The sequence below is a fragment of the Brevundimonas sp. UBA7534 genome, assembly GCF_002479325.1.
Classification (GTDB): domain Bacteria; phylum Pseudomonadota; class Alphaproteobacteria; order Caulobacterales; family Caulobacteraceae; genus Brevundimonas.
Genome location: NZ_DLMO01000163.1, coordinates 3,787 through 9,176, shown reverse-complemented (window position 1 = coordinate 9,176; position 5,390 = coordinate 3,787). Strand labels below are relative to the sequence as shown.

The 5,390-nt window shown below is 68.9% G+C and carries 7 protein-coding genes; 3 read left to right on the top strand and 4 right to left on the bottom strand.

The annotated features are described in order from the left end of the window. Positions 1 to 339, top strand: a 339-nt coding sequence (locus B2U11_RS13920) for an MBL fold metallo-hydrolase RNA specificity domain-containing protein (protein WP_292072564.1), incomplete at its 5' end; no start/stop codon positions are given. Continuing rightward, on the top strand, positions 336 to 1,862 hold the full coding sequence (locus B2U11_RS13915; protein ID WP_230307568.1) for a thymidine phosphorylase family protein: 1,527 nt from the start codon (positions 336 to 338) through the stop codon (positions 1,860 to 1,862). The genes B2U11_RS13920 and B2U11_RS13915, both read left to right, overlap by 4 nt. Here the strand turns inward: B2U11_RS13915 and B2U11_RS13910 are convergent. The 4 genes from B2U11_RS13910 to B2U11_RS13895 form a co-directional block, all read right to left on the bottom strand. Next, on the bottom strand, positions 1,820 to 2,506 hold the full coding sequence (locus B2U11_RS13910; RefSeq protein ID WP_292072561.1) for an RNA polymerase sigma factor: 687 nt from the start codon (positions 2,504 to 2,506) through the stop codon (positions 1,820 to 1,822). The two genes, B2U11_RS13915 and B2U11_RS13910, sit on opposite strands and share 43 nt — an antisense overlap. Positions 2,507 to 2,785: 279 nt before the next feature. Further along, complete coding sequence (locus tag B2U11_RS13905) at positions 2,786 to 3,445, bottom strand: methyltransferase family protein (RefSeq protein WP_292072560.1); 660 nt, start codon at positions 3,443 to 3,445, stop codon at positions 2,786 to 2,788. Between the two features lie 11 nt (positions 3,446 to 3,456). Next, positions 3,457 to 3,696: a DUF2933 domain-containing protein gene (locus tag B2U11_RS13900; RefSeq protein WP_183197577.1), complete on the bottom strand. Its 240-nt coding sequence runs from the start codon at positions 3,694 to 3,696 to the stop codon at positions 3,457 to 3,459. Between the two features lie 65 nt (positions 3,697 to 3,761). Further along, positions 3,762 to 4,607 carry a hypothetical protein gene (locus tag B2U11_RS13895; RefSeq protein ID WP_292072559.1) on the bottom strand — a complete coding sequence of 282 codons (846 nt, stop codon included), beginning with the start codon at positions 4,605 to 4,607 and terminating at the stop codon, positions 3,762 to 3,764. Between B2U11_RS13895 and B2U11_RS13890 the strand changes: the two genes are divergently transcribed. After that, positions 4,537 to 5,390, top strand: an 854-nt coding sequence (locus B2U11_RS13890) for an acetate/propionate family kinase (protein ID WP_422653010.1), incomplete at its 3' end; no start/stop codon positions are given. The genes B2U11_RS13895 and B2U11_RS13890 overlap by 71 nt on opposite strands.

The window sequence follows — 5,390 nt, the reverse complement described above, 5'->3', positions numbered from 1 at the left end:
ATCAAGGCCTTCGGCCCGGACCGGCGCAACACCATCCTGTTTTCAGGCTTCCAGGCGGCGGGAACCCGCGGGCGTTCGATGGTCGAGGGCGCCAAGGAGGTGAAGATCCACGGTCAGTGGGTTCAGGTCAAAGCGGAGGTGGCCAACCTGCCGATGCTCTCGGCCCACGCCGACTACGAGGAAATCCTGCGCTGGCTTTCCGGCCTCAAGCGACCGCCGCGCAAGACCTTCATCGTTCACGGCGAGCCCCATGCGGCGGACGCCCTACGGGTCCGGATTCAGGACCGGCTCGGATGGGACTGCGTCATCCCGCAGATGATGGAGCGGCACGAGCTGTGAGCAAAGTGGTCAAGACTGCACCCCATGCGGCGGCGCCCCTCAAGGCGCGCCGCTTCGGCCTGTACGCCCAGCACGAGTCGATCGTGCTGATGCGGCGCGACTGCCACGTCTGCCGCTCCGAAGGCCTGTCGTCCCGCTCCCAGGTGGTGCTTTCGGCCGCCGGCCGGGAGGTCTACGCCACCCTGTACCAGATGGACGGCGACGTTCTCGGCCTCGACGAGGCGGCGCTCTCCGAAGAGGCCTGGCGGCAGTTGGCGGTGGCGCCGGGCGATCCCGTCGTCGTGCGACACGCTCCGGCCATCGAATCCATGTCCAGCGTTCGCCGCCGGATCTATGGAGCGCGGCTGGATGAGGCCGCGATCCGGGGTGTCGTCAGGGACGTGGCCGCCGGGCGATACACGCCGATCCATCTCGCGGCCTTTCTGACCGCGACATCGGTGCTGCCGATGGACGACGCCGAGACGGGGGCGCTGACCCGGGCCATGGTGGACGTCGGCGACCGCCTGAGCTGGCCGTCGGATATCGTCATGGACAAACACTGCATCGGCGGACTTCCCGGCAACCGCACGACGCCGATCGTCGTCGCCATCCTCGCCGCCTGCGGCCTGGTCACGCCCAAGACCTCCTCGCGGGCCATCACTTCACCGGCCGGCACGGCCGACACCATGGAGACCCTGGCGCCGGTCGATCTCGATCTGCCCGCCATGCGCCGCGTGGTGGAAGCCGAGAACGGCTGCGTCGTCTGGGGCGGGGCTGTGAAGCTCAGCCCGGTCGACGACATCTTTATCCGCGTGGAGCGGGTCCTCGACGTCGACACCGAAGGCCAGCTGATCGCCTCGGTCCTGTCCAAGAAGATCGCGGCGGGTTCCACCCATGTGGTGCTGGACATTCCCGTAGGCGCCACCGCCAAGGTGCGGACGAGAGAGGCGGCCGCGAAGTTGGCGCAACGGCTCGTCGAGATCGCGGCCCGGTTCGACCTGAAGGCCCTCTGCGTTCAGACCGACGGGGAGCAGCCGGTCGGCGTCGGCATCGGCCCGGCGCTGGAAGCGCTTGATGTTCTGGCGGTGCTGCAGAACCGACCCGAAGCGCCGCAGGACCTGCGCCAGCGCGCCTGCCTGCTGGCGGGCGCCGCGCTCGAACTTGCCGGCGTGGCGAAAGCCGGTCGGGGCGCCGAAGCGGCCGAGGCTGTTCTCGCTGATGGTCGCGCCTGGGCGCGATTTGAGCGGATCTGCGAGGCGCAAGGGGGCATGCGCACACCGCCGGTCGCGGCCCAGCGGGCGCCCATCCAGGCGACCCGATCCGGCCGCGTCATCCTCATCAACAACCGCCAGGTCGCTACGCTGGCCAAGCTGGCTGGCGCGCCTGAACGCAAGGCCGCCGGCGTCCAGATGCAGGTGCGCCTGGGCACCGAAGTCTCAGCGGGCCAGCCATTGCTGACGGTGCACGCCGAGACGGCGGGCGAACTCGCCTATGCGCTCGACTATGCGGCGTCGCATGGCGAGATGATCGATATCGAGGCCTGACCCGCCGTATCGACGGCTTGCCTCCACCGCGCCGCGAGGGCGCAGGGCTCCGGGCAGGCGCCGCAACGCGCCTGCATGCGTTCACGCAGCGCCGCCCGGGCGCGGTGGACCCGAACACCGATGTTGTTGGTGGTCAGCTGCATCTCGACGGCGATCACCTTCAGCGGCGTCTCCTGGAGCTCGGCGCGCCGCAGGAGCTGGGCGGTCTCCGGCCCCAGGTCGTCCAGTGCTCCCGCCAGGCACTGCAGCGCCCGGTTCAGATCCTCGGACGCGTCATCCCCAATGGTACGAGGGAGCTCCGAGCGTATGGCCTCGTTCAGCCGTGTACGGCTCGCATTGCGCCTGTAGCGGTCGAACAGGGCATTGCGCAGCGCGATGCCAAGCCATGCGTCAATCTTGCCGGGGTTGGTCAGGCGTCTTGCACCCTGGGTGGCCTTCAGGGCGAACTCCTGCAGAACGTCCTCGGCGTCTTCCTGGGACCGGAGGCGTCGCCTCAGGAAACGCAAATGGCCGGCCCGGCCCTTTCGAAGCCCGAGTTCCACCAGCTGTTGAATGTCCTCGGGACGGGCCGACGCCGGGACAAGGCGGATCGGAGCGCGCGCTGTCCCGGGCGCGGTCAATATGGAGGCGCAATTCAGGCTCATCTGACAAGTCCCGCTCTTCAACATGAAGGCAGGATCGGTCCGGAAATGTCGGCCGGGATTGCGATAGATCAAACGGTCAGATCAAGAATATTTGCAGCCGATATTCCGAGGGGTTGTCCTTTGCGGCGCGTATTGGCGCTGTGAGCGAGGCAAGGCCGTCCGGCGAAAGCTGAAACGAATCCTGCGGTCGTGTGGTGAGCGCCCTTCGGATGCAGGCGGCGCCAATCGCCGACCTGTAATGGGCGTAGGGAGCTTTGAGATCGGGACCCGAACGGAATATCAGAGGCGGGAAGGCGCCGGGGCCGCCCGGGAGCGCAGCCGCGGAATGAAGGCCGGCGTGGCCCGCCTGTAGGTTGCGTACTCCGGGCCGAAGCGGGCTTCGGTCTCGCGTTCCTCGCTCCTTGCCAGCCGCCAGTACATGAAGACCAGGACCGGGAACATGGCCAGGGTGAGAACCGTCGGCCACTGCAACAGGAAGCCGAACATCACCAGGACGAAGCCGACGTATTGCGGATGGCGGATGGACCGATAGGGTCCGCTGGCGGCCAATGCGCCTTCCTGCTGAGCGCGATAGAGCACCGGCCAGGCCGCGGAGATGAGCCAGAAGCCGCCGCCGATGAAGGCGAAGCTGAGGATGTGGAAGGGTCCGAAATGGGGGTTCGCCCTCCAGCCGAACATCGTCTCCAGGAGGTGGCCGGCGTCGTGCGACCACCAATCGACGCCGGGGAAGCGCGTTTGCAGCCAGCCGGACAGGAAATAGAGGGTGAGCGGAAAGCCGTACATCTCGGTGAAGAGCGCCACCAGGAAGGCGCTGAAGGCGCCGAACGAGCGCCAGTCCCGGCCCGTCCTCGGCTTGAAGAAGGTGAAGGCGAAAAAGATGAAGAGGACCGAGTTCAGGATGACCAGGGACCAGAGGCCGTAGGCTTGCGGTTCGGGCATGGGAACCTCGCTCAGGATTGGTGCGGACGGGAGGAATCGGCGGCCGAAGGGCCCGGCGGTCCCTGACGATGCCCGCGCCCATGACCGCCGTGCATGGTCATGTGCAGCAGCGGGCAGAGCAGGATCAGGAGGAACGGCAGCCAGCCGAGGAGATGAACACGATGCTCCCCGATGAGCAGATAGGCCAACCCTGCGCCGAAGGCTGCGAAGGTGAGGAGATTCAGGATGCGTCCTGGTCGGTTCGAAGCCATGGGGCTGAATCCTTTCGGGAGAGACTGAACATCGCTGCCTGTCAGACGCCGCCGGCGGCAAAGTATTACGCCGCGCCCGGATCGAGGGTGAGGGCGGCGAGGCGGCCGGCGCGGTCGGGTCTGTAACGGGCGAGGATTGGCTGCGTCAGGACGTGAACAGCACGCCCGGCGTGCGCCAGCCCAAGGTCAACGCCAGGATGCCGCCTGTCCTCGCCCTCAACGTCGGCTCCTCCACGGTCAAGTTCGGCGTGTTCGAAGCCGCCCGGGGACACCTTGCACCGGTGTTGCGGGGCCGGATCGAATCTAACGGCGCGGGTCGACGGCTCGTGAGCCAGGACGCCGCCGGCGGCGTCCTGTCCGAAACGCCCTGGGTCGCCGGGGGCGACGACGACGGGCAGCAGCCCGGTGCCGTCCTTGCCCGTGGACTCGGCGATCAGCTGCTCGATCCAGGCCGGCAGTCCGGCGATGCCGGACCCGTGGTCGGCGAAGACGAGCTTGTCGCGCAGCGGGCGGGTGCCGCCCAGGGCCGCGCCGAGCTGCAGGCCCGGGTTGTCCTCGTCGTCGGCGATCAGCAGGTCGAGCACGGCCTCCGCGTCGTCCAGCAGGGCCGAGGCCCGGTGACCGGACGCGGGCGGCGACGGCGGCCGCGCCTCCTTCGCCGCGACGCCCCGTGACCCTGGCCCCGCGGCGGCGGAGGGCGTGGGTGCGGACCGCGATTCGGTGAGCACGCCGTCCTCGATGCGCACGTGCCGGTCGGCCTGGGCGGCGATCGCCGGGTCGTGGGTGATGAGCAGGACGGTGGTGCCGCGGGCGTGTAGTTCGCGCAGGTGCTCGATCACGATGCGACTGTTCGCCGAGTCCAGGTTGCCGGTGGGCTCGTCCGCGAGGATGACGCGCGGGCGGGTCGCCACGGCGCGGGCGATGGCCNNGGTCGCCGGGGGCGACGACGCGACGTCAGATCTGTTGCGTTGGGTGGAGGCGCGACTGGCCGGGCCCGTGGCCGCGGTCGGACATCGCGTGGTCCACGGCGGCCCCGACTTCAGCCAGGCGGTCGCCGCCTCCGACCCCGTTCTCGAGAGCCTTGAGGCCCTTGCCCCGCTTGCGCCCCTGCACCAGCAGCAAGGACTCGCGGGGGTCCGGGCGCTCCGCAAGGCGTGTCCCGATCTGCCTCAGGTCCTGACGTTCGATACCGCCTTCCATGGCGGTCACGACCCCGTGGCGGATCGGCTGGGTCTGCCCCGGCTCTGGGAAGCCAGAGGGCTTCGCCGCTACGGCTTCCACGGCCTGTCCTACGAATCCGTGGCCGGACAGCTCGCGGTGCTCGATCCGTCGATGGCTGAGGGACGCGTGGTTGCGGCCCATCTGGGTTCGGGCGCGAGCCTTTGCGCGCTGAGGAACGGCCGGAGCATCGACACCACCATGGGCGCCACGCCGCTCGACGGCCTGGTCATGGGCACGCGCTGTGGGAGCCTGGACCCTGGGGTGGTGCTCTATCTGCAGCAAGCCGGGGGCCTCGACGCCGCCGGATTGGTCGATCTGCTCTATCGGCGCTCCGGCCTGCTGGGCGTCTCGGGTCTCAGTGGCGACATGCGGGTTTTGCTGGAAAGCGACAGCCCGGCCGCGCGGGAGGCGGTCGATCTGTTCGTCTATCGGGCGGCGCGCGAGGTCGCGGCCCTGGCGGGGAGCCTGGAGGG

Excerpts from the sequence above, each read along its gene's own strand:
- B2U11_RS13905 (WP_292072560.1), bottom strand. The coding sequence starts at position 3,445 with ATGCCCGAACCGCAAGCCTACGGCCTCTGGTCCCTGGTCATCCTGAAC.
- B2U11_RS13910 (WP_292072561.1), bottom strand. The coding sequence starts at position 2,506 with ATGAGCCTGAATTGCGCCTCCATATTGACCGCGCCCGGGACAGCGCGC.
- B2U11_RS13900 (WP_183197577.1), bottom strand. The coding sequence starts at position 3,696 with ATGGCTTCGAACCGACCAGGACGCATCCTGAATCTCCTCACCTTCGCA.